The organism is Schaalia odontolytica, from assembly GCF_002847525.1.
Lineage (GTDB): Bacteria > Actinomycetota > Actinomycetes > Actinomycetales > Actinomycetaceae > Pauljensenia > Pauljensenia odontolytica_B.
Genome location: NZ_PKKM01000003.1, coordinates 66,648 through 89,888 on the forward strand (window position 1 = coordinate 66,648; position 23,241 = coordinate 89,888).

Below are 23,241 nucleotides of genomic sequence, written 5' to 3' on the forward strand. Positions count from 1 at the left end.
CGGTCGCGGGTCCACGCCGGGCCTGCGGCGTCACAGGGCCTCCCCCGCGCAGTCAGCGGGCGGAGTCTGCGAGTGCGAGAGGAATCGCCTCTGCGATGTCCGCGGCCTGGATGGGCGCGAATCCACCGGCAGCCTCGGCGGCGACCTGAGCAGCGCGCCCATGGAGGGCGACGGCAGCGGACAGGCGCGCGGGGGTAACGGCCTGCGCTTTGCCGTCCGGACCGGGCACTGTCTCCGCGTCCGCAAGCGGTCGCGCGAGGATGCCGGCGAGGAATCCCGCGAGCACGTCCCCGTTTCCCGCGACGCCCGCCCAGGAGGTCGTCACCTGGCCCACAGTCGGCATGTAAGAGCGCACGAGACGACCCTGCGGCAGCGTGTCTACGTCGGGCCACGCCTCCGCGGCGTTGAGCGCACGTTGGAAGGCCTCCTGCACTTCCGTGTCCACGTATTCGAAGGAGTACACGATCGTGACGGGCCCTTTGAGAATCACGTGACAGCCGGTCGCCTCGTGGAGCGCGCGGGCGTAGCGCAGAGGAGAAGCAGCAACCTCGGTCCGCGTCACCGGAGTGCCGAGGCGTCCCAGGAGTCGCGCGGCCTCGCCGTAGTGAGGGGTAAGGACGGTGGCGTCGGGCTTGATGGAACTCGCCAGCTCGGGGACGAGGTCGAGTGCCCACGCGTCGATGACGAGGGGCATGCCCGATTGCCCACAGAATTGCGCGAGCTCGAGCGCGTCCTCGCGGCGCTCCTCGTCGAGGCCGGGGCCGATGAGGGCGGACTGGATGCGCCCGCCGACGGTGACGACGCCGGGTTGGTCGGCGAGCACGAGGTCCTGGACGCGCCTCGTGGAGTTCAGGCGCACCATGCCCACGCCCGCGGCCAGTGCGCCGCGCGTCGCGAGGAGGCCCGCGCCCGGGTAGGTGTCGGATCCGGCGACGAGCCCGACGACACCGCGGGCGTACTTGTCGTCGGAGAAAGCGGGGACGGGGACGACTTCGTGGGCGGAGAAGGCCTCGTCGACGACGTAGAGGTCGTCCGCGCCGATCACCCCGTCATCGCCCTGGGTGCGGCCCATCCCGTTGCTATCCCAGTCCATCGTCACGAGGCTGATGTCCCCGGTGAACTCAACGGCGGGGGGCAGGACCTGCGCACGCTTGTAGGTGCCGACGGCAAGCGTGTGGGTGGCGCGCAGGATCGGACCCGTGATCGCGCCGTCGTCGTCGGTCAGGCCCGAGGGGACGTCGATCGCGATGACGGGGCGCGGTTTGATGGCGGAGAGCCTGTTGAGGACCTCCACGGATTCCGCGAGCACACCCGTGAGCGGGCCATGGGCGCCGGTGCCCACGATGCCGTCGATCCAGGCGTGCGCGAGGAACACTTCGGACCACGCGGGCGTGTTCTCAATGGAGCGCAACGACTGGCCGTCCAGGTCGACGATGCGCACGCCCGCTTCCTGGGCGGCGGCGAGGGCGCGGCGATGGCAGCGCTTCTTCAGGAGGTAGGCGGTCGCCCCGATTCCTCCGCGCGCGAGGATCGCGCAGGCGTAGAGGGCGTCCCCGCCGTTGTCTCCGCCTCCAACGAAGGCTGTGACACGGCTAGCGATCCAGTCGACCCCGTCATCGTCGCCGCTTTCCTCAGCATCCACGCCCGGTTCACTGTCCTCGCCGTTCCAGCTCACGGGCAGGTCTGCGTAGCGCACGACCGCGGCCGCGACCTCGCCCGCGACATCGAGCATGTAGCGGTCCGGATCGCCCTCGGACACCGCCTGGTCAACGCACTTTTTCTCCAGTTCCCGCGCGTCGGCGAAGGACAGGGCAGCTCCATCAATCGTGAACATGGGCCATATTGTGTCACAGCGCGCACTCCCCGGGCGGGCACTTGCGCGACGACGGCGCCGTCGCGCTGGTCAGGCGACGTCGAGTGTCTTGGCGACTCCCGCCAGGACCGCGCCCACGATAACGAGGGCGACGCCGATGATGGTCCAGCGCAGTTCCTTGCGCGAGCGCGTCTCATGAAGCCACAGAATGCCCAGCGGCGTGGAAATCAGGATTCCCAGCTGCGAGAGGGTGAAGCCGGTGCCCGCGCCCAGCTTGTTGGAGTTGAGCTGGAGCAGCAGGATGGCGGTGCCCCACAGGACGCCGTTGACAATCGAGGGGATCATGCGGCGGTGGCGCAGCGAGTCCTCGGGGTCGACGCCTCCGCGACCCTGGATCGCGAAGAAGATCGCGCAGTAGACGGTGTAGCCAACCGCCTGGGGCAGGAGGAACTCGGCGGGCTGAATCTCAAAGAACTTGATGATGAGCGGGAAGGCGACGAGGCCCAGCGTGGAGGTGGTCAGCAGGACGGCGCCGCGCTTCCAGTCGAGGGAAGCAGCGTCGGAGCCGGACTCGGAGCGCGACAGGAACCAGATGCCGACAATGAGGACGGCGATGGCGGCGAGGCCGTAGGGCAGCGCGCCGCCGTGGAGCCACTCACCGAAGATCGCGATGCCCGCCAGGGACATGAGGACCAGCTGGCCGCCGGTGGACAGGGGCATCGTGCGGCTCATGCCCAGGACGGAGTAAGAACGCAGCTGATCGCACACGCCGACACCCAGGAGCAGGCCGGTCAGGAAAGACACACCCAGGTTCAGCGGCGTCCACGCGGGGTGCAGGAAGGGGGTGGCGACGGCGGCCATGAGCAGGCCGCCGAGGACGGCGCCCATGACTCGCTGGCGGTCTGATCCGCCGGTCTTTCCCATCAGCGTCGTGGCGACGCCGAAGAAGACAGAGGGCAGGATTCCGATAAGGATCATGGACAGGGTCATGTGCGCACCTCCTGGGGTGGTCGCGGCCGTCGTTTCACGAGGCCGGGGTTGACTTGCGTTGTTGGGGACGGCGCACGCGGCACCGCCCTTTCCACGCTAGTCGCCCCCTCCACCACCCTCGCACGCTCGATCGCCGTTTTGGCTAGTGTTTCACAGCGTTTTCGTGAATGCCTTCACGCTTTATGGACCATTCGATGACGCAGCGCACCTGGGCGCATTTCTATCTGACAGGGCGTCATAAACACAGCACGGGCCTCGTCCCGGATGAGGAACGAGGCCCGTGAGCGCTCACGAGGCACCAGCCCCGCGCCGGTGGATCACTCCACCGTCACGGACTTGGCGAGGTTGCGCGGCTGGTCGACGTCAAGGCCCTTCACGGCGGCGAGCTCGCAGGCGAAAATCTGCAGCGGCACGACGGTCAGGAGCGGCGCGTACAGGGTCGGAACGGCGGGCACGCGGAAGACGACCTCGGCGAACTCGTCCACGGAGGAGTCCCCCTCCTCGGCAATGATGATCGTGCGGGCGCCGCGGGCGCGGACCTCGGCGATGTTGGCCAGGACCTTGCCGTGCAGCTCGGGGCGGCGCGGGGTCGGCACGATGACGATGACCGGCTGGCTCTCATCCACGAGCGCGATCGGGCCGTGCTTCAGCTCGCCGGCGGCGAAGCCCTCGGCGTGGATGTAGCAGATTTCCTTGAGCTTGAGCGCGCCTTCGAGGGCGACGGGGAAGCCGACGTGGCGGCCCAGGTAGATCACCGAGGTCGCATCCTGCATCGTGCGGGCGAACTGGCGCACACTCTCCCCGTTCTCAAGAACGCGGGAGATAGCGGCGGGGATGGCCGCGAGCTTATCCATGTAGTCGGCGATCTCGTCGGCGTACTTGTTGCCGCGCACCTGCGCCAGGTACAGGCCCAGGATGTAGCAGGCGGTGACCTGCGCGGTGAACGCCTTGGTGGAGGCGACCGCGATCTCGGGGCCTGCGTGCGTGAGGATCACGGCGTCGGACTCGCGGGAGATCGTCGAGCCCGGCGTGTTGACGATGGCGACGACCTTCGCGCCCTGCTCGCGGGCGTGGCGGATCGCCTGGATCGTATCCATGGTCTCGCCGCTCTGGGAAATGGCGACGACCAGCGTCTTCTCGCCGACGACCGGGTCGCGGTAGCGGAACTCGCTGGAGAGCTCGACCTCGACGGGGATGCGGCACCAGTGCTCGATCGCGTAGCGGGCGACCTGTCCGGCGTAGGAGGCGGTGCCGCAGCCGATCATGATGACCTTGTCGACGGAGCGCAGGACGTGCTCGGGGATGCGTACCTCGTCCAGGGCCAGGTGCCCCTGGGAGTCGATACGGTCGGCCAGGGTGGCGCCCACGGCGTCCGGCTGCTCGTGAATCTCCTTCTCCATGAAGGTCGGCCAGCCGTTCTTGGTGGCGCGGTCGGAAGAGAAGTCGACCTCGTACGCCTCGCGCTCGACGGGGTTACCCGCGGGGTCGATGACGGTCACGCCGGTCGCGGAGACGACCACGACCTCGTCCTGGTCGACCTCGACGGCGCGGTTCGTGTGCTCGACGAAGGCCAGGACGTCGGAGCCCAGGAAGTTCTCCCCGTCCCCCAGGCCGATGACCAGCGGGGAGGAGCGTCGGGCCGCGACGATGACGTTCGGAGACTCGGTGCTCAGCACCAGCAGGGTGAAGGTGCCGTGGAGCTGGGCGGTGACGGCGCGCATGGCGACGACCAGTCGGCGCGCCACCTCCTCGTCTGCTCCGGTCAGTCCGGCGACCGCTCCCTGGTACGAGGCCGCCTCCGCCTGGTCGTAAGCGCGGGCCAGCAGGTGGACGACCACCTCGGTGTCGGTCTCCGAGGCGAAGGTCTCGCCGTCGGCGATGAGGGCGGCGCGCAGAGCATCCGCGTTTTCGATGATGCCGTTATGGACGAGGGCGAAACGCCCGTCCGGGCTGGAGTGAGGGTGGGCGTTCGCGACCGTCGGGCGGCCGTGGGTCGCCCAGCGGGTGTGTCCGATGCCCGCGTACGCATCGACCGGGGGCTGGGCGTCGAGCTCTTCGGAGAGGTTAACGAGCTTGCCGAGCGCGCGGCGCACGTCCAGGCGATCCGGGGACGCCAGGGCGATGCCCGCCGAGTCGTATCCACGATATTCGAGGCGCGCCAGGCCGCCGAGGACAACCTCGCGACTACGCTGGGACGCCTTGCATGCAATATGTCCAACAATTCCGCACATAGCACCCATTGCAACACACCAAACCCCCTACCGGTCAGTAACGTGTGTCGCTTCACGCGGCGAACAAGTGCGCACGACCACAAACATGTGGGGCACAATGGGTGCGTGAGCATCACCGAGAGCCCCTCGCCCATCCCATCCCCGGCCTCGCCGACCGTCTCGCCTGACGAGCAAAACCCGGCCGCCGCGCGCAACGCCCCCAACCCCTACGCGCGCTTCGACCGCCGCGAGTGGGACCGCCTCGCCGATCGCACTCCCCTGCCCCTCACGCAGGAGGACATCGACCGCATCGCCTCACTCGGCGACCCCATCGACATGACCGAGGTCGACACGATCTACCGGCCCCTGAGCGCACTGCTGCAGCTCTACATCGACGGGCGCCGCCGCACCGCCGCCGAGCGCCACGCCTTCCTCGGAGAGCCCGAAGGCCATTCGACCCCCTTCGTCATCGGCATCGCCGGCTCGGTCGCCGTCGGAAAGTCAACGGTCGCACGCCTCCTCCAGCTGCTGCTCTCCCGCTGGGACTCCACCCCGCGCGTGGACCTGGTGACCACCGACGGCTTCCTCTACCCGAACCGGATCCTGCAGGAACGCTCCCTCATCGCCCGCAAGGGATTCCCCGAGTCCTACGACCGTTCGGCCCTCATTTCGTTCCTCGCCTCGGTGAAGGCCGGCAACCCGCACGCGAAGGCCCCCGTGTACTCGCACGTCACCTACGACATCGTGCCCGACACCTACATCGACGTGGATCGCCCCGACATCCTCATCGTCGAGGGCCTCAACGTGCTCCAGCCTCCCCGCTCGGCGCCCGGATCCATCTCGGTGGCCGTCTCGGACTACTTCGATTTTTCTATCTACGTCGACGCCGACGAGAAGCTCATCGAGCAGTGGTACGTCGATCGTTTCCTCAAGCTGCGCGCGACCGCATTCTCCCGCGAAGACTCCTACTTCAAGACCTACGCATCCCTCACCGACGACGAGGCCGCCTCGACCGCCCACGTCGTCTGGAACGCGATCAACCTGCCGAACCTGCGCGAGAACATCCGCCCCACCCGCGAGCGCGCGACCCTCATCTTCACGAAGGGCCCCGACCACCGCGTCGAATCGCTGTCGATCCGCAAGGACTGATCCCATCCACACACAAACGAGGCCGCAGCCGGAAAACCCGGCCACGGCCTCGTCTCATGTGGAGCTAACGATTAGCCGATCCACGCGCCCGAGGGCGTGAAGTGATACCACGACCAACCGATGAGTTCCCAACCGGTGGCCATGGAGCCGTTCGAGCGCAGGTAGAACCAGACGGGTCCTTCCTGGTACCAGCCGGTGGTCATCGCGCCATTGGCACCCAGGTGGTACCAAGTGCCACCGAGGAGCTGCCAGCCGGTGACCATGGAACCGGAGGGCGACAGGTAGTACCAGGCGCCGCCGTCCTTGACCCAACCGGTGCGCATGACGCCGGAGGAGGACAGGTAGAACCAGGTCCCGTCGATCTGGGTCCAGCCGGTCGCCATCTGGCCGGTCGCGGGTGCGAGGTAGTACCAGGAGCCGCGGTCCATGATCCAGCCGTACTGCTGGGCGCCGCTGGAGCCGTGGTAGTACCAGTGTCCACCGTCGTAGACCCAGCCCATCTTCAGGTAGCCGCTCGCGTCGAAGCGGTAGGTCTGCCCGTCGATGACGAGGGTCTCGTTGGCCGCGTAGGTGCCGTCAGAGTAGCTGTACCACCAACCGAAGTAGCCGGACTTCCACTGGCCGGTACGAGGCTGGGGCGCGGGATCCGGGGTCGGAGCCGGGGTGGGATCAACGGTCGGCTCGGGGGCCGGGGTCGGGTCCACGGTGGGCTGCGGGTCCGGAGTGGGCTGCGGGTCGGGCGTCGGCTGCGGGTCCGGAGTCGGAGCCGGGTTCTCGATCGTCACCCAGTACAGGAAGCGCGAATCGCCACCACCAACAGCGTGGAGCACAACCTGCGAGGTCTCGCCCTCACCGAGCTCGACTTCCTGCGTCGTCTTGTCGGCCGGGTTGACGAGCATCAGGTGCGCGTTTGCGCTCGGCTTCTTGACGGTCAGGGTGATGTCCTGAGCGGTCTCGGCCAGCGAACCGTTGTCGGTGCGCGGGTCGAGGAGGTAGGACGGGTAGCGGGTCTGGCCGGTCAGGGCGTTGACAACCATGAAGCCCTTGGGGGCCGTGGTGGAGTCACCGAAGATTTCGGCGGACTTGACGGTCTCCAGGCCCTTCAGCTGCTCGAAGTAGCCGACGACGACGTCGCCGGGCAGGCCGTCATTGACGGAGCCGACGTTGGTCACCGACATGTCAACCAGGCCGACGGCCTCGTTGGCGGCCTTGGCCTCGTCGCCGGAGGCGAAGTCACCGTACTTGTAGCCGCTCAGCGAGGGGGCGGTGCCGCGAGCCGCGTACTGGCCGGGCTTGTAGGCGACGAACGTGGAGTTCATGGCCTTCGTGTAGTTACCGATGTAGGTGACGTTGCCGAAGATGTTGGAGAACTCGTAGAACGAACGCGTCGGCGCACCATCGTGGTCGATGATCGAGGAGCGGTCGTAGCCGTTGTACTCCATGCGGAACAGGCCGAACCACTTCTGGCCGGTCGCCAGGCCCAGGGAGGGAACGATCGACTTCTCGGAGGCGGACACGTTGGCGTCCCAGTTGTAGTCCAGGTACTGGCCGTACAGGATCGGGCTGGAGCCGTCACCGGTGAGGCCCTTGAGGCCGTATTCGCGCTGCTTCTTCCAGGTGTTGGTGTTCAGCAGGTCCATGACGACTCGGCTCGGAGCCGGGCCACCGTTGGCGCCCCAGTAGTACTTGTCCCAGCTGAGCAGGTCAGGCTTGGCGTTCTCAACGTAGTAGCTCAGGTTCGCGTCGCGGTACCAGGAGGGGTCGTCCCAGGAGTTGGCGTGGACGACGGCGCCGGGGATGTTCTGCTTGGACCAGGAGAACCAGTTCTTGAAGCACTCCGACTCGACGCGGTTGAATCCGCCCTCATCGCCGTACTGAATGTCGACCAGCGTGGACGCGTAGGGCTTCATGTAATCGTTCATGAAGTCGCGAGGTTCGCCCGCGTTGCACATGCTGTTCTTGCCGGTGGGGGCCTTGGCGAGGGCCCACGGCGCACCCTTGCCCAGGGACTCCATCATGGCGGTGTTGAACATGGGCAGGTCGTAGAACATCGGGAATGCGCCACCCGTGAGGTCGCGCTCGTTGGCGTCGAAGCCACCGCGGCCGTAGCCCTCGGAGGGAACCCACGCGGGCATCATGACGCCGTACTGCAGCGCGAGGGCCTGGGCGCGGTTGACGCCCCACTTGCCCTCCCCGGGGTTGAAGCCGGAGTAGCGCTCGTACATGGAGTTGTCGACTGCCGGAGCGACCGGGGTCTTGCCGGCGGGTAGGCCCCACACCTCGACGTCGTTAAAGGTCACGGCGGTGGCGATATTCTGCGGGGTCTGGGGCTCGGTCTCGTCATTCATCCAGATGCGAATGTTCTTGGCGAGGTGGTAGCTGTTGAAGTCCCAGTACCACAGGCCGCGCGCGTCGCGCGTGAGCGAGCCGTGGGTGACGATGGTCTTCCATTCGCCGCCGTCGGCCTCCTGAACGGCGATGGCCACGGAGTTACCGCCGTGCCAGCCCTGCACGCCGGCGGGCAGGGTCGGTGTGCCCCATCCGTTGACGCGGTGCACGTAGCGGGCCTCGCCCAGGTGCAGCTCAATGCCGGTGACACTGTTCGACCATTCATTCGCGCGAACGAGCGGATCGGAGGTCCACGTCGTCGTGGGATCGAGGTCGGTCAGGGCCGCGTTGTCGGCCTCGGTGCCGCCGTTGGCGGTCGCCGTCACGGGAACCATGACGTTGCCGCGGAAGTCGGTGTCCACCTTGGTGATGTTGACGACGTAGGTGGCTTCCTTGCCGTCCTTGGTCACGGTGGCGGTGATGACGTTCAGGCCGGTGGTGAGGTCGAGGTTGGACACGCGTCCGTCGGCATCCGGGGTCGCGCCGTTGATGGTGACGGTGGCACCGTCAACCGCGCGGATACGGGCCGAGACGGTCTTCGCGTGGTAGTAGCCAGTGGCCGTGTAGGTGTGGGTCCCGGGGGCGAAGTCGACGGGCTTGCCGGGCTCGCCGTAGGGCAGCTGATCGATGACGAAGTCAACGACGAGGTCGGATGCGCCCGATCCCTGCTCGGGGGCATCGGGGTGGGGTACGACGGGGCGGGCTGCTTCGTGGTTACCGCCGGTGTCCTCGTTGCCGTAGGAGGTGATGGCGTTACCGTCAGCGTCGCAGGGCAGGAGCTTGATGTCGGACAGCGCCATGTCCTTCTTGCCGGGGGCGAGGGAGCGCAGGCCGGTCAGAGCGAAGACTCGCTTCGTGGTCGCCGGGAAGGTGACGTACTGTTCCTTGTTCCCGAACTGAAGGTCGCTTCCGTGCTTGACCTCGGTGCCGCCTTCCCACTTCCCCGCTGCGACGTTGGTCTTCCAGTCGGCGAAGGAGGCTTCGGCGGCCGGGTTACCGGGGTCCTCGTCAAAGGCGAAGACTCGGTACTCGCCCGGGAATTGGTCGTTGCCCAGGGTCGAATCGTAGGTGGGGCGCGGGGTCAGGCCGAGGCCGCAGACCTTGGTGCCGGGCGTGGGGTTCTGGACAGCGAGGGCGTGCGGGTATTCATCGAGGCCGCCCTTCCACTTGGTGGTCCAGAAGGTCTTGGTCGCGTCGGTACGGGTCGTGTCGTCGTCGACGAGGGCTGCGATCGTGCCGTTGGGTGCGCTTTCACCGACCTTTTCTTCGGAGGTCGCCCACAGGACGGTCGGGTGATACGGGGTTTCGGTGGCGGCGACGGCCGCGGCTGGTGCGAGGCCAAGCATGGTGGCCGCAAGAATCGGGGCTCCGAGTGCACCGATGATGGGTCTAGTCCCCATGAGTTTAACTCCTTCGTCAGTATGGGGGTGGTGGCTGGGATCGGCCGTTAGACGACCGAAAATCCACAATACCTAACACGTGTTAGTTTTTTGAGAAAGAACCTCCTTTTAGGTAGAGAAGATCCCCGCGGGTGCGAGGGGCACCCGCGGGGATGAGGATCAGAACTTCAGACCGCCGTCTTCGATGCCGCGGAAGAAGAACTTCTGGCTGAAGGCGAAGACCAGGACGACGGGGATCATCGCCACGACGGCGCCGGCCAGCACGAGCTGGTAGGTCACACCCTGGGGCGAGTTCTGGATGGCCGTCAGCGTCAGCATCAACGTCTGCTTATTCGGGTCGGGCAGCATGAGCAGCGGGAAGATGAAGTCGGACCAGGCCCCGATGAACGAGGTCAGGCCGACGACAGTCAGCGTACCGCGCACCTGAGGCAGGAAGATCGACCAGAAGCGGCGCAGCTCGCCCGCACCATCGATGAGGGCTGCATCCTCAATCTCGTCGGGAATGCCCATGAACGCAGCACGCATCATGAGGATCTGGAACGGGCCGATCATGGCCACCATCCACACGCCGGGGAGCGTGTTGTACAAGTCCAGCTGCACCATCATCTTGAACAGCGAGAGCATGATCGACTCGAAGGGGAAGATCATGGCGGACAGGACCACGAAGTACATGATGTTGCGGCCGGTCCACCCGCGCCTCGACAGCATGTAGCCGCCAATGCACGACAGGATGACGTTCGAGGAGACAGTCAGGGCCGCAAGAATCGCGGAGTTCTTGATGGATAGCAGGATGTTGGTCCGCTCGAAGAGGACGTAGAAGGAGTCGAGCGACCACTGCTGCGGCAGCATGGTCGCGCCCTGACCGAAGACGGATTCGCCGGGTGCCTTGAAGGCCGCCATAAGGGGCAGCACGAGGGGGCCGACCAGGATGAGGGCGACGACGACGAGGAGGGCGTAGCGGGCGACGAGGGCGCCACCGCGCATCTGACGCGAGGCAACGTTGCGCCCCTGGCGCTCGAGTCGGCGTTCCTTGCGCCACTCGGCGAAGCGCTCACCGAAGGTCGCGGTGCTCGAAGTTGCGGTGCTCATGAGTCTTCAGCCTTCCTCTGCAGGCTCTGCGAAGCGATGATGAAGCCGAACGTGATGAGGAACAGGCACACCGAGGCGGCATCGCCCTGTCCCAGCGATCCGAAGGTCGGGTCGACGATTCGGTCTCGGATGTACATCGTGAGTGTCTTCGTGGGCGAGGCGGATCCACCCAGCAGGTAGACCTCGGTGAAGATCTTCAGACAGCCGATCGTCGTCAGGGTGGCGACGAGGAACATCATGACCTTGACGCCCGGAACGGTGACGGTCAGGAAGCGGCGGATCGGCCCGGCGCCGTCGAGTTCGGCGGCTTCGTACAGCGACTTGTCGACGTTCGCGAGGGCCGACAAGTACAGAATCATGTAGTAGGGCAGGCCCTGCCACAGGGTAATGATCATGGCGCAGAAGAGGATCAGCCACTGATTCGACAGGAATGGAATCGGGTCGAGGCCCCACGACGCCAGCATGTTGTTGATGGGTCCGCGCTGGTCCAGGAGGTAGCGCCACGCGAGCGAGATGACGACCAGGGAGGAGATGGCCGGCAGGTAGTAGAGGGCGCGGAAGAAGCCGATGCCGGGCACGTGCGACTTGACGAGGAGAGCCAACAGCAGCGGCAGGAGCACCATGAGCGGGACGACGCAGACCGCGTAGATGAGGGAGTTCGTCAGCGACTGCCAGAACTCGGGATCCGACAGCACCGCGGTGTAGTTGTCGATGCCAACGAAGCGACCGATGCGTCCCATCGGCTTGGTCTTCGTGAACGACACGTAGACGGTCGTGATGAAGGGGTAGATGTAGAAGGAGATGACCGCGAGGACCGGGAGGGTCACCCACAGCCAGGGAACCCAGCCCGGGCGGAATCGGGCGGCGCCATTGAGGGAGCGCGCCTGTGCGCTCTTACGTATCGGCATACCAAAGTCCTTTTTCAGGGGTGCGCGGGGTCGTGAGCCGGCGGCCCGACGCTGGGCGAGGAATGCGTCGGGGGCCGAGGCCTAGCCTCGGCCCCCGAGCGTTCAATCAGTCTCCGAGAGCCTTGAGCTTCTCGTTCATCTGATCCTGAGCGGTCTTGAGGGCGGTCTTGGGATCGACCTCACCGCGGATGGCCTTGTTGACGTTCTCAATGAGGGCGTCCTTCACGGCGCCGGTCGCGTAGAAGACGTCGGTGTAGGCCTCGGCGTCCTTGGCGGCCTTAGCGGCCTCCTCGTAGGCGGCCTTGAAGACCGGGTCGTCGGCGATCTCCGGCGGGTTGGCGACGAGCTTGTCGAGGGCGTCGGTGGCAGCCGGGAAGATGATGGCGCCGCCGTCGTGCGTCCAGGCGTACTCGTTCTCAGCGTTGGTGATCCACTCGGCGAACTTCATGGCCAGGGGGGCGTTCTGCGTGGTGACGGAGACGCCGATGTACTGGCCTTCGAAGACGGGCTTGATGCCGGGGTTGGTCGGGAACGGGCCGACGCCGGTGTTCTGGTAGACCGTCTCGTTGTTCTTCTTGACGGACTTGAGGAACGAAGCGTTGGGCGTGCCGAAGGCGAGGTTGCCGTCGGTGTAGGCCTTGCCCGGGTCGGGCTCGCCGGTCAGGGAGTCCTTCGGGATGGCGCCGGAGGCGTAGAGCTCGGAGAGCTTGGTGACGTAGTTGATCGCAGCCTCGTTGTCGGCGAAGTCGAAGGCGGTCTTGTCGGCGTTGAGCAGGTTGACGCCCATGCCGTGCAGCTGAGCGATCATGTACCACTCGGGCGAGCCGTAGATGCCGTAGTCTCCCTGTCCGTCGGCGCCGACCTTGGCGGCATCATCGAACAGCTCATCCATGGTCTTGGGCGGCATGTTCTCGTCGAGACCAGCGCGCTTGAAGACTTCCTTGTTGTAGGTGGTGATGTAGGGGCCGAAGTACCAGGGCAGAGCCGTGTGGTGGTCGTTGGCGCCCAGGGCGGTGGAGTCCCAAATGGACTTCACGAACTTGTCACCAATGCCGGGGGCCTTGACGTCGTAGTCCATGAGGAGGTTGGACTTGGACAGGGCGAGGATGGTGGAGGAGGGAACGTTGATGACGTCCGCCATCTTGCAGTTCGAGGCCTGAGCGGTCACGGTCTGGTCGAACTCGGCGCCGCCGCCCTGATCGGTCCAGTTGATCTTGACGCCGGGGTTGGCGTCCTCGAATTCCTTGATCTTGGCCTTGAAGAAGTCGCCGAAGTCGTTCTGCAGACCCTGGGTCTGGAACGTGATCTCGCCTTCGACCTTCGAGGTGTCGATCTTCGAGTCGTCAAGGTTGCCCGCGGGGATGTCGCACGCGACATCGGGCTCAGGGATGGAACCGGCGGCGGTCGAACCGCCGCTCGAGCTGTCGGAGCTGGAGCCACCAGGGTTGCAGGCGGCCAGGCCGAGGGTGCTGAACATGGCGAGGGCGACAACGCCTGCGGCCATCTTCTTCTTCAACATGCGAAACCTCCATTGGTCCGTTCTTGTTGGTCGATCGATGGGATCGAGTCACTAACTATCTCGTGTTAGTTGATGTCTGAATCATAGCGGCCTGTGACGCTTCGCGCATCATTTGCCAACAACTTTGCACATCGTTATCAAGCCGCAACATAACAGGTTGGGGCTTAATCACCCCCAACCTGGGCAATTACGAATGTCATGTCCGTATCGCGCATCATGCCAGCGAACTCGGGACGAGAGTCAGGCCCGCATGAGCGCGTGCCGATGCCATCCTGGAAGGCGTCCAGCCACAGGAACGTCCGCTCACTGTCAGGCAGATCCTCCCAGTGCGAGGCCTCGGCCAATTCACGCTCGCTCCACGGCGACACGCTCCACCCCAGTGGCGAGGTGGGGAGGATGAGGAACTCCCCAACCTCGCCTCGCAGGGAGAGGGCCTCCAGGTCGAGTCGCTGGCCGCCCTCCTGGGGACGCACGCACACGTCCCACAGCTTCGAGACCTCGGCATGCCCGCACCCACGAGCGCCGGGCACACGCATGTCGGAGTATCCAATGAGGGTGTCGCCGAGCCACGAGGCTTCCCACTGCGAGCCGGGCATCTCGATGCGCACGCCGAGGCGCGGGACACGCTCGGGCCAGGCCCCGTAGGGGGCGACACGAGCCGAGATTGAGAGCGCGGAGATGTCACCCACGCGTACCGGGCGGTACTCCCACGTGAGTGTCGCGCCGAATTGCGCGGCGGGCGGCGACCAGCGCTCGACGACGCGCTGGCACTGCTCGTCCCCCTCGATGGATACGAGGCGTCGACGCAGCAGGTGCAGACGGGCCTGTTCCCAGCGGGCCGCGTGCGAAGTACCGTGCTCGCCGCGCCCGACCCCGAGGGGACCGAGGTCGTCCTCGTCAATCCCCCAGTAGTCGACGGGGCCGCGCCCGCGGTCATTATCGGTGGGCGCGCGGAAGACGCTCAGCTCGACGGACACGGGCAGGTCACCGACCCGCACCAGGCGCCCGCGCGAGTCGAGCGCGTAGGGACGGTCGACCTCGTCGATGGGACGCACGGGTTCGACGGGGGCCGAGGTGAGGGACCGCAGGCGGGCATCGTCGCGTCCACTGCCCGCACGTTCCAGGGCCTGAGCAAGGGCTGGCGCATCGGGGGCCATCGCCTGAACCCACGCCCAGGTGCCTGCGTAGGGTCGAGACAGCGCGTCGACGAGGCCGTCGCACACGAAGCTGCCGTCGTGGACCTCCTCGCCGAAGTCGCCGCCGTAGGACAGGGCTCGTCGCCCGTCGGGCAGGGTGCGCCACAGGGCATGGTCACGCCATTCCCACACGAATCCGCCAGCGTGTCGGGGGTGACTCATCTGTGCGGCGTAGCCGGAGGCGTTTCCGGGGCCTGTTCCCATCGCGTGCAAGTATTCGCACATGAGGTAGGGGGCGCGGCGGATACGCTCGCGCGCGGCGTCGTCAACCCGCGCGGCGACATGCGTGGGGACGGCAACCTCGGCATGGGGATCGCTCTCGTCGAGGACGGCGGCGACTTCCTCCAGGGTCGGGTACATGCGCGAGTAGATGTCCGTGTATTCGAGGGCATGGTCGCCCTCGTAGTGGACGATCGCCCGGGAACCCGTGCGCTCATGGACCCAGCGCGCACAGGCGACCAGGTTCGCACCGGTGCCGGACTCGTTCCCCAGGCTCCAGCTCATGATCGAGGGATGGTTCTTGTCGCGCTCGAAGGCGCGGACCGTGCGATCCATGTAGGCATCGGCCCAGCGCGGGTCGTCGGAGGGATTATCGATCCACTCCCCCACACCCTCGAACCCATGCGTTTCGATGTCACCTTCGAGCATGACCCACAGGCCAATCTCGTCGGCCAGGTCGAGCACGCGGGGGTGGGGCGGGTAGTGAGAGGTGCGGATCGCGTTGATTCCCATGGACTTCATGAGGGCCAGGTCCTCGCGCACCCACTGCGCATCAAAGACGCGCCCCTCGTCGGCGCGCACCTCGTGACGATTAACGCCGTTGAGGGTCAGGGGCTCGCCGTTGGCCATGAGGACGCCGCCTTCGATGGACACGCGACGGAAGCCGATGCGCAGGCACCGCTCCCCCGCGTCGAGGCCTTCCGAGCCCTGGACGCTGACGCGCGCCTCGTAGAGGGCTGGGTCCTGCGCACTCCACGGGCGCACGCTGCCCACTTCGATGCGGCCGCTGCGGTAGCGACCGTCCTCGCCGCGTTCGAGCGAGCAGGCGAACGACCAGAGGCCGTCGATGCTGAGATGCCCGGACAGATGAGCTTCCTGGGCACCGCGCACCCGGGCTTCGATGGTCACATAACCCACCCCGGCCTCGTAGTCGGTGTCGATCCACAGGTCTTCGATGGCGCCGGGAGCGAGGCGGCGCAGGCTCACCGAGCGGAAGATGCCAGGCAGCCACCACTGGTCCTGATCCTCGAGGTAGGAGCCGGGGCTGAACTGGTGCACGCGCACGGTGATCGCATTGACGCCGGGGTGCACGGCCTCGGTCACGTCGAACTCGTGGGCGAGGCGCGAACCGCGCGCCATACCGATCCACGTGCCGTTCACCCACACGGTGGCCTGACTTTCAACGCCGTCAAAACGCAGACGAATGTGGCCACCCTGCCAGTCAGCGGGGAGCTCGAAGGTGCGACGGTAGTCGCCGACCGGGTTATCGTCGGGCGGGAACGGCGGGTCGACCGGGAAGGGGAAGTCGACGTTGGTGTAGGCGGGGCGACCCCAGGCGCCATCGCCGCGCAGGACCCAGTGGCTAGGCACGTCGATCTCGGACGCGTCACCGGCGGGAGCGGGCTCATCCCAGGGCTGCTCGACGTTGACGAAGGGGGCGGGGTCGGTGCGGTGATAGGCGAAGCTCCACATGCCATCGAGGCTGAGAACCCCACAGTCGTCAGCGAGGTGCGCGCGCGGAGGCACAAGCGCGCCCGCGCCGGGAGCATAGGAAGGTAGTATCGATATCACGTCTCTGTGCCTTTCGGATGTCATCATCGAAACTCCGATCGTCAGAGATAAGACTAACACGTTATAGTTGTTGTGTTTCAACGAAACGCAACCGAGGATTGGGAGCCGCAGCATGGAGCGCGCAACCCGGGCCGACGTCGCCCGCGCAGCAGGCGTCGCACCGTCGACCGTCTCGCTCGTCCTCAACGGACGAGGCCGCGACGTGAAGATCGCGCCCGCCACCATCGACCGCGTCAAGCAGGCCGCACGCGAACTCAACTACATCCCCAACGCAGCCGCCCGGTCGCTGCGCCGCGGCAAGTCCCACCTCATCGCTCTCCTCATGGCCGAGCTCCCGGACGACCCCTTCGTGCCCGTCGTCCACACGGTCCTCACGACCGCGATGATCGATATCCAGCGCCACGGCTACCTGCTCCTCCCCCTCTTCCAGTCCGGCGACGGCGCTTCAGATGCCGAGGTCATCCGCGGAGTCCTGGGCGACACCCAGCTGGCGGGCATCATCCGCGAGACCACGTCGGCCGAGGCCTTCACCTCGCGCCTGCTCGCCAATCTCGGCATCCCCGTCGTCGCCATGTCGATGATCGAGGCCAACCCGACCGGCTCGGAATCCTCCCTCATTCGCATCGACGAGGGGGCCGGCGTGCGCGACGTTCTCTCTGACTGCGCACTCGTGGATCCGGCAACCGGCACGGGTCAGGGGCGTGCCGTCTTCTTGGCGGGACCAAACACTAATCACGCGCGCCAGAACCCAATCGCGAGCGCGTTCGGCACGAAGTTCACCCTCTACTCGCTACCCGACTGGGAGCCCACCACTGCCTACCAGGCCGCGCTGCGCCTCCTCGACGAGGACCCGTCGATCTCACTGATCGCCCTGGCCGACGACTCGCAGGCCCCCGGCGTCTTCCAGGCCGCCGCAGACCTGGATCTGTCCGTGCCCGACGACCTGTCGATCCTCGGCTTCGGCAACCAAGACCACCGGAGCGCCTCCGCGCTCGGCCTCACGACGGTCGAGTGGCCCCTCAAAGACATGACCGAGGCCGCCGTCGCCTCGATCATCAACGTCATCGAGGGGCGCTCCCCCATGACCGATGTTCACCCCAGCGCATCCATCGACGAGGAGGCCACGGACGGCACCCCGATCGCGACGATCCCGACGCGCCCGGTGTGGCGTTCGTCGGTCGCCAGGCGCGCGTAGACGACACGTGACAGAACGCTGGGAGGGGCGGATGCCAGTTGGCATCCGCCTCTCCCGCTTGCATGCACCTCGCGCCGGGCGCCTCCCGCACGCTCACAAAATGCGGGAGTGACGCCCAGCGACGACGCCGTTACTCACCGAGGCCGCAGGCCCGGTAGATGTTGGTCAGCATGGCCAGGCGCTGCTCGAGGGACGCATCCTTGGGGACGCAGACCTTCGCGCCGAGGTACTTGGCTCCGCCCTCGACGGCGGCCTGTGCACAGCGGGCAATCTCGGCCTCGTCCATGAGCGAGGTCGGCTCGTCGGCCTGCGCGGGCAGGTGTCCGTCGATCCAGGAGTAGCCGTACTGGGTTTCCTCCGGGCCTGCGCCCGAGAAGATGATGCCGTCCAGGACGCCGCGCTTGCCAGCCTCGAGCACGTGCTCGTAGGCGGTGTCCGCGCTTCGGCCCTCCACGGCGGAGCGGCCCCAGTTGAGGTGGATGCCGATGCCGGCCTCGGAGACGATGTCAATCTCGGATTCGAGGGAGAGGAAGCCCTTTTCGGGGTTCTGCTCGGGAATGTACTTGTCGCAGTGCTCGATGACGAGCGTGGCCCCGCACCAGTCCCAGGTGGCCACCTCGGCGAGCGAACGCTTGAAGGCGTCCACCTGCGCCAGGCGCGTGGGAGCCGAGTGCAGCTGCACGCGGGCGACCAGCTGACGACCCGCCCGCTCACACAGGGCGGCAAGGTCGTCACGCAGCGCGCGGGTGAAGTCAAGAGCGGCGGCGCGTCCAGCCTCGTCGGGCGAGGCCAGGCCGAACTTCTCGTTCTTCCATACGTTCTGCATGGTGCCGGGGATCGCGGTGATCGTATTGAAGTCCCAGTGAGCCGCCAGGTGGCTGGCCAGGACCTCACCCTGGGTGGCGAGCTGCCCCGGGTAGGGCATCTCAACGCCGCTCACCCACGGCTGATCTGCGAGGAGTCGGTAGTAGTCAGCTTCCAGCTCCGGTGCCGGATGCGACGCGTACGCGCCAAGGATGAATGGGAGTGCCATGATAGTTGCCCTTCTACAAGGAAATTGTCGTACGAATCACTAGAACGAACATACTCCTATTTCGCGCACGTGCGCAGCGAAGTAACACGACACCCTGCGATTACCCCATCTACATACGCGTGAGGGCGGGCACCAGCCGGTGCCCGCCCTCACGCGTATGTCTCTCAGACGCTCACAGCGCCAGGTTCTCCTTGACGACGTCCGCCAGCGAAGCGGCGACCGAGTCGGCCTCTTCCTGCGTGGCAGCCTCGACCATGACGCGCACGAGCGGCTCAGTGCCCGAGGGTCGCAGGAGCACGCGGCCGGTATCGCCCAGGCGAGCCTCGGCGGCCGCCACGGCCTCGGCGACGGCCTCGTTCGTCGAGGCGGCCGCGCGGTCCACGCCGCCCACGTTGATGAGGGTCTGCGGCAGGCGCGCAATGAAGGACGTGAGGTCGGCCAGCGAACGGCCGGACTCCTTCACCATGCGGGAGATGAGCAGCGAGGACAGGATGCCGTCGCCCGTGGTCGCGTGGTCGCGGGCGATGATGTGGCCGGACTGCTCGCCACCGAGCGAGTAGCCGGACGCCAGCATCTCCTCAAGCACGTAGCGGTCGCCCACGCCGGTCTGCACAGTCTTGATGCCGGCCTCGCGCATGGCGATCAGCAGGCCCAGGTTGCTCATGACGGTCACGACGAGGGTGTCCTTGGCGAGAGTGCCGCGCTGCTGCGCGTTGACGGCCAGAGAGCCCATGATCTTGTCACCATCGATGAGGTTACCCTCGTGGTCGACGGCGAGGCAGCGATCCGCGTCTCCGTCATAAGCGACGCCGAAGTCGCAGCCGGCCTCAACGACGGCGGCCTGCAGGGACTCGGGGTGCGTGGAACCCGCGTTCAGGTTGATGTTGCGCCCATCCGGGGACGCGTTGATGACGGTGATATCCGCACCAAGCTCCCGGAACACGGCCGGACCCAGCTCGGAAGCCGCGCCATTCGCGCAGTCGATCGCGATCTTCATGCCGCGCAGATCGGTGCCGATTGCCTCGACGAGGTGCGCAATGTAGGAGTCCTTCGCCCACGCGTGGTCGGCGTTGATCTCGCCGACGGCGTCGCCGGTGGGACGATCCCACTCGGTGTTGACAAGCGCCTCGATCTGGTCCTCCACAGAGTCGGCCAGCTTGTAGCCGCCGTGCGCAAAAAACTTGATGCCGTTGTCGGGCATCGGGTTGTGCGACGCGGAAATCATGACGCCGAGGTCAACGGTGTCCTCGGTGGCCGTCAAATGCGCGACCGTGGGCGTGGTGACGACGCCGATGCGGGTCACATCCATGCCGGCGCTCGCCAGGCCCGCCGCAAGAGCGTGGTCGAGGAACTCGCCCGAAATACGGGTGTCGCGGCCGATGATCGCGCGGGGCTTAGAGCCGTCCGCACGCAGGGAGCCGCCGAACTGGCGGGCTGCCGCCTCGCCGAGCTGCAGCGCGAGGTCCGCAGTGATGTCAACGTTCGCCAGTCCTCGCACGCCGTCCGTGCCGAACATCCTGGGCATAGTCTCTCCGTTCAGTGGGTCATACGACTGCACTAAGCCTACCGCGCCCGCGCCTTCTCCTTGGCACGAGGCCGGGGCACGGACAGCGGAGACGCTCACATCCTGACACGTGCTGATGGGTAAACGAAGGCCGCGCCCCGCAGAAGCGGGACGCGGCCAACAGAAAATGTGCTGAGTGAAATCAGCGCTTCGAGAACTGCGAAGCCTTGCGGGCCTTCTTGAGGCCTGCCTTCTTACGCTCGGTGGCGCGGGCATCGCGGGTCAGGAAGCCAGCCTTCTTGAGGGCCGGACGGTTCGCGTCGCGGTCGATCTCGTTGAGGGCGCGCGACACGCCGAGGCGCAGGGCGCCGGCCTGGCCGGAAACGCCGCCGCCGTTGATGCGGGCGATGACGTCGAAGCGGCCGTCAATGTCGAGCAGCACGAAGGGGGACTTCACCAGCTGCTGGTGCAGCTTGTTGGGGAAGTAGTCCTCAAGGGTGCGACCGTTGATGGTCCACTTGCCGGAGCCGGGGACCAGGCGAACGCGGGCGACGGCCTCCTTGCGGCGGCCCAGGCCCGCGCCGGGCGCGGTGATGGACTGACCGGCGCCGGCGGGAGCCGACTCGGTCTCGGACGTGTAGGAGCTGGGGACGACTTCCTCGTCCAGCTCAGCGGAAACGATGGTCTCAGCCACGGTTCTCCTCAGGGTCAAAGGCGTTCAGCGACCAGAGGTCACTGAGCCACCTGGGTCAGTTCGTAGGGAACCGGCGACTGGCCGGCGTGGGGGTGCTCCGGGCCAGCGTAAACGTGCAGCTTCTTGAACTGCGCGCGGCCGAGGGAGTTGTGAGGAAGCATGCCCTTAACGGCCTTCTCGACGGCGCGCTCAGGCGTCGCGGCGAGGAGGTCACGGTAAGCGGTCGCGGTCAGGCCACCGGGACGACCGGAGTGACGGTAGGCCATCTTCTGGTCCAGCTTCTTGCCGGTCAGAGCGACCTTGTCCGCGTTGATGATGATGACGTAGTCGCCCATGTCCATGTGAGGGGCGAACGTCGGCTTGTGCTTCCCACGGAGGAGGGCAGCGGTCTGGGCTGCCAGGCGACCGAGGACGACGTCGGTGGCGTCAATGACGTACCACTTCTTGTCCGCGTCCCCAGGCTTGGGTGAATAGGTGCGCACGGGCGTAACCTTCAATTCTTCTTGGTCATGGGACGCCGCGCCGGTTTTTCCGGGGGCATCCGCGATGAAACGGTTCGCGCGAGGCGTCGGCGAGCGCTCCTAGCGAGTGGGAGACACTAGGTACTCTGCTGACGCACAGCACTAGCCATATTATCTGTGCGCAGCCCGGTGGTCAAAGCGCGGCGAATACTGTGTCACATTCCTCAGCCGTCGTCACCACAGCATCTGTCGCGCCTGGCCCGGGCCTGCTCGGCTCGCGCACCCCACTGCGAAGGATCGGGATACTCGACCCCTTCGAGGGTGAGTCCGTGCGCGGGGGCGATCGGCGCAGCCTCGGAGCGTGAACGAGCCCGCAGAATCTGCGCCGGATAGTCGGCGTCGCGCGCGCCCGAGCCCACGAGGAGGAGAGCCCCCACCAGGGAGCGGACCATCGAGTGGCAGAACGCGTCCGCCTCGACTCGGAAGACGAGGGTTCCCTCGGCGTCACGCGCGGAGCGCAGGGTACGCAGCGTACGGATCGTCGTAGCCCCCTCGCGCGGGCGGCAGAATCCGAGAAAGTCGTGTTCTCCGAGGAGGGCGGCCCCGGCCTCGTTCATGGCCGCCTCGTCGAGGGCCTCCTCAACCCACAGGCGATCCCAGCGCCCGAGAGGCTCGGGCCGGTCGGACACCCGGTATGCGTAGGAGCGGCCGAGGGCAGAAAAGCGCGCGTCGAAACTGCGGTCAACGATGACGGCCGAGTAGATGCGCACGTCGCAGGTCCCGCGCGCAGCAGCAAGGTCGCGGCCACGAGCGCGTTCGCCGTAGCGGCCGGAGAGAATCTTGTTGAGTCGGCGGACAATCGCCGAGGCCACGGCCTGTTCGTCGGACTCCCCTCCCCTGGGCGACAGTCGCGCCCAGGCGGCCTCGGAAATGTCCGCGTGACAGACCTGGTGACGCGCATGAACCCCCGCGTCGGTACGACCGGCGACCGTCGTCACGATCTCTTCGCGCGAGGCCATGGCGAGCGCCGCTTCAATCTCACCTTGGACGGTGCGCAGGCCCGGCTGAGCGGCCCAGCCTCGAAAGTCAGTGCCGTCGTAGCCCAGGTCGAGGCGCAAGCGCCGCGCGCTCACAGCTCCCACGCCCGAACGCCGCCAATGATGCCAGCGTCGTTGGGCACGACGATGACGTCATCGCCCATGAGGCGCAGGTTCGAGGCCGTGATGCGCTTGGAGTTGCCGCCGCCCAAGTAGAGGCGGTCCCACATGTACATGGGGCGCAGGCCATCCACGACGCGACGGACACGGCGCGACCAATGAACGTCGCCCAGACGCAGGCGCTCGTGCTCGCCGATGTAGTCGTCGTATGTCAGGCCCCAGCGAACAGGTCCCTGAGAGACCTCGACGTGGGGTGCCAGCTGGCCGCCGTCAAACACCGCGTTACCGAGGCCCGTTCCCAGGGTGATGATCATTTCGAGGCCGCGGCCCGTGATCGCGCCGGCGCCAGCGACTTCGGCATCGTTCAAGACCTTGGTGGGCAGGCCGAGGGCCTCCTCAATCGCACGGCCCATGTCGAAGTGATCCCAGCGTTCCACCAGCTCGGGCAGCACGCGCGAGCGCGGCCCGTCGCGCGTGATGTAGTGAGGGGTCGCGATGACGACGCCGTGGCGGATCATTCCCGGCATACCCATCGTCACTCGCGTCGCAGTGGGAAGCTCACGCGCGAGGCCGATAACGGTTTCGACGAGGAGCTCGGGAGGTAGCGGGTAAGGAGTGGGCACCCTGCGAGGCGGGGCCATCATGGTGCCGCGCTCATCCACGACGGAGCCCTTAATGCCACCGCCGCCGCAGTCAATCGCCAACGTCATCTCACGAGTCATGGCTTCAGGCTACCGGATACGA

16 protein-coding genes are annotated in these 23,241 nt (G+C 66.6%); 2 read left to right on the forward strand and 14 right to left on the reverse strand.

Translation table 11 applies throughout. From position 1 onward, the window contains the following. Window positions 1-52 precede the first annotated feature (52 nt). The 3 genes from CYJ22_RS02470 to glmS all read right to left on the reverse strand — a co-directional run bounded on the left by CYJ22_RS02470 (window position 53) and on the right by glmS (window position 5,034). Complete coding sequence (locus CYJ22_RS02470; RefSeq protein WP_101600844.1) at window positions 53-1,834, reverse strand: bifunctional ADP-dependent NAD(P)H-hydrate dehydratase/NAD(P)H-hydrate epimerase; 1,782 nt, start codon at window positions 1,832-1,834, stop codon at window positions 53-55. A gap of 69 nt (window positions 1,835-1,903) precedes the next feature. Further along, a complete protein-coding gene (locus CYJ22_RS02475; RefSeq protein ID WP_101600847.1) occupies window positions 1,904-2,803 on the reverse strand; it encodes a GRP family sugar transporter in 900 nt (299 codons plus the stop codon). A gap of 317 nt (window positions 2,804-3,120) precedes the next feature. Beyond that, window positions 3,121-5,034 (reverse strand): glutamine--fructose-6-phosphate transaminase (isomerizing), encoded by a 1,914-nt coding sequence (gene glmS / locus CYJ22_RS02480; protein ID WP_101600849.1) that lies wholly within the window; start codon window positions 5,032-5,034, stop codon window positions 3,121-3,123. Window positions 5,035-5,121: 87 nt separating this feature from the next. Here glmS and coaA point away from each other — a divergent pair, with 87 nt between their 5' ends. Then, window positions 5,122-6,162 carry a type I pantothenate kinase gene (gene coaA, locus CYJ22_RS02485; protein WP_101600851.1) on the forward strand — a complete coding sequence of 347 codons (1,041 nt, stop codon included), beginning with the start codon at window positions 5,122-5,124 and terminating at the stop codon, window positions 6,160-6,162. A 71-nt stretch (window positions 6,163-6,233) separates the two neighbouring features. Here the strand turns inward: coaA and CYJ22_RS02490 are convergent, their stop codons facing one another. From CYJ22_RS02490 to CYJ22_RS02510, 5 genes are all read right to left on the reverse strand, one after another. Next, window positions 6,234-9,950 (reverse strand): cadherin-like beta sandwich domain-containing protein, encoded by a 3,717-nt coding sequence (locus CYJ22_RS02490; RefSeq protein WP_101600853.1) that lies wholly within the window; start codon window positions 9,948-9,950, stop codon window positions 6,234-6,236. Between the two features lie 159 nt (window positions 9,951-10,109). Further along, complete coding sequence (locus CYJ22_RS02495; protein ID WP_009053898.1) at window positions 10,110-11,039, reverse strand: carbohydrate ABC transporter permease; 930 nt, start codon at window positions 11,037-11,039, stop codon at window positions 10,110-10,112. Further along, complete coding sequence (locus CYJ22_RS02500; protein WP_009053917.1) at window positions 11,036-11,947, reverse strand: carbohydrate ABC transporter permease; 912 nt, start codon at window positions 11,945-11,947, stop codon at window positions 11,036-11,038. The genes CYJ22_RS02495 and CYJ22_RS02500 overlap by 4 nt, the downstream gene beginning before the upstream one ends. A 106-nt stretch (window positions 11,948-12,053) precedes the next feature. After that, entirely contained in the window at window positions 12,054-13,466 is a 1,413-nt protein-coding gene (locus tag CYJ22_RS02505; protein ID WP_101600856.1) for an extracellular solute-binding protein, read from the reverse strand. Window positions 13,467-13,630: 164 nt separating this feature from the next. Further along, window positions 13,631-16,354 (reverse strand): glycoside hydrolase family 2 TIM barrel-domain containing protein, encoded by a 2,724-nt coding sequence (locus CYJ22_RS02510; RefSeq protein WP_101600858.1) that lies wholly within the window; start codon window positions 16,352-16,354, stop codon window positions 13,631-13,633. A gap of 211 nt (window positions 16,355-16,565) precedes the next feature. Here CYJ22_RS02510 and CYJ22_RS02515 point away from each other — a divergent pair, with 211 nt between their 5' ends. Beyond that, complete coding sequence (locus CYJ22_RS02515) at window positions 16,566-17,648, forward strand: LacI family DNA-binding transcriptional regulator (protein ID WP_009053860.1); 1,083 nt, start codon at window positions 16,566-16,568, stop codon at window positions 17,646-17,648. 130 nt (window positions 17,649-17,778) lie between these two features. On the opposite strand, the gene CYJ22_RS02520 is transcribed toward CYJ22_RS02515, so the two are convergent. The 6 genes from CYJ22_RS02520 to CYJ22_RS02545 all read right to left on the reverse strand — a co-directional run bounded on the left by CYJ22_RS02520 (window position 17,779) and on the right by CYJ22_RS02545 (window position 23,219). Next, a complete protein-coding gene (locus CYJ22_RS02520) occupies window positions 17,779-18,681 on the reverse strand; it encodes a DUF4862 family protein (protein ID WP_101600860.1) in 903 nt (300 codons plus the stop codon). Between the two features lie 172 nt (window positions 18,682-18,853). Then, entirely contained in the window at window positions 18,854-20,206 is a 1,353-nt protein-coding gene (glmM, locus tag CYJ22_RS02525; protein WP_101600862.1) for a phosphoglucosamine mutase, read from the reverse strand. Window positions 20,207-20,387: 181 nt separating this feature from the next. Continuing rightward, window positions 20,388-20,879, reverse strand: a complete 492-nt coding sequence (gene rpsI, locus CYJ22_RS02530) for a 30S ribosomal protein S9 (protein WP_009054763.1) — start codon at window positions 20,877-20,879, stop codon at window positions 20,388-20,390. Between the two features lie 38 nt (window positions 20,880-20,917). Then, window positions 20,918-21,361: a 50S ribosomal protein L13 gene (gene rplM / locus CYJ22_RS02535; protein WP_009054754.1), complete on the reverse strand. Its 444-nt coding sequence runs from the start codon at window positions 21,359-21,361 to the stop codon at window positions 20,918-20,920. A gap of 203 nt (window positions 21,362-21,564) precedes the next feature. Beyond that, entirely contained in the window at window positions 21,565-22,473 is a 909-nt protein-coding gene (locus CYJ22_RS02540; RefSeq protein ID WP_101600864.1) for a tRNA pseudouridine synthase A, read from the reverse strand. Continuing rightward, window positions 22,470-23,219, reverse strand: coding sequence for an ROK family protein (locus tag CYJ22_RS02545; protein ID WP_060565770.1), 750 nt, complete (start codon window positions 23,217-23,219; stop codon window positions 22,470-22,472). The genes CYJ22_RS02540 and CYJ22_RS02545 overlap by 4 nt, the downstream gene beginning before the upstream one ends. Between the last annotated feature and the right edge of the window lie 22 nt (window positions 23,220-23,241).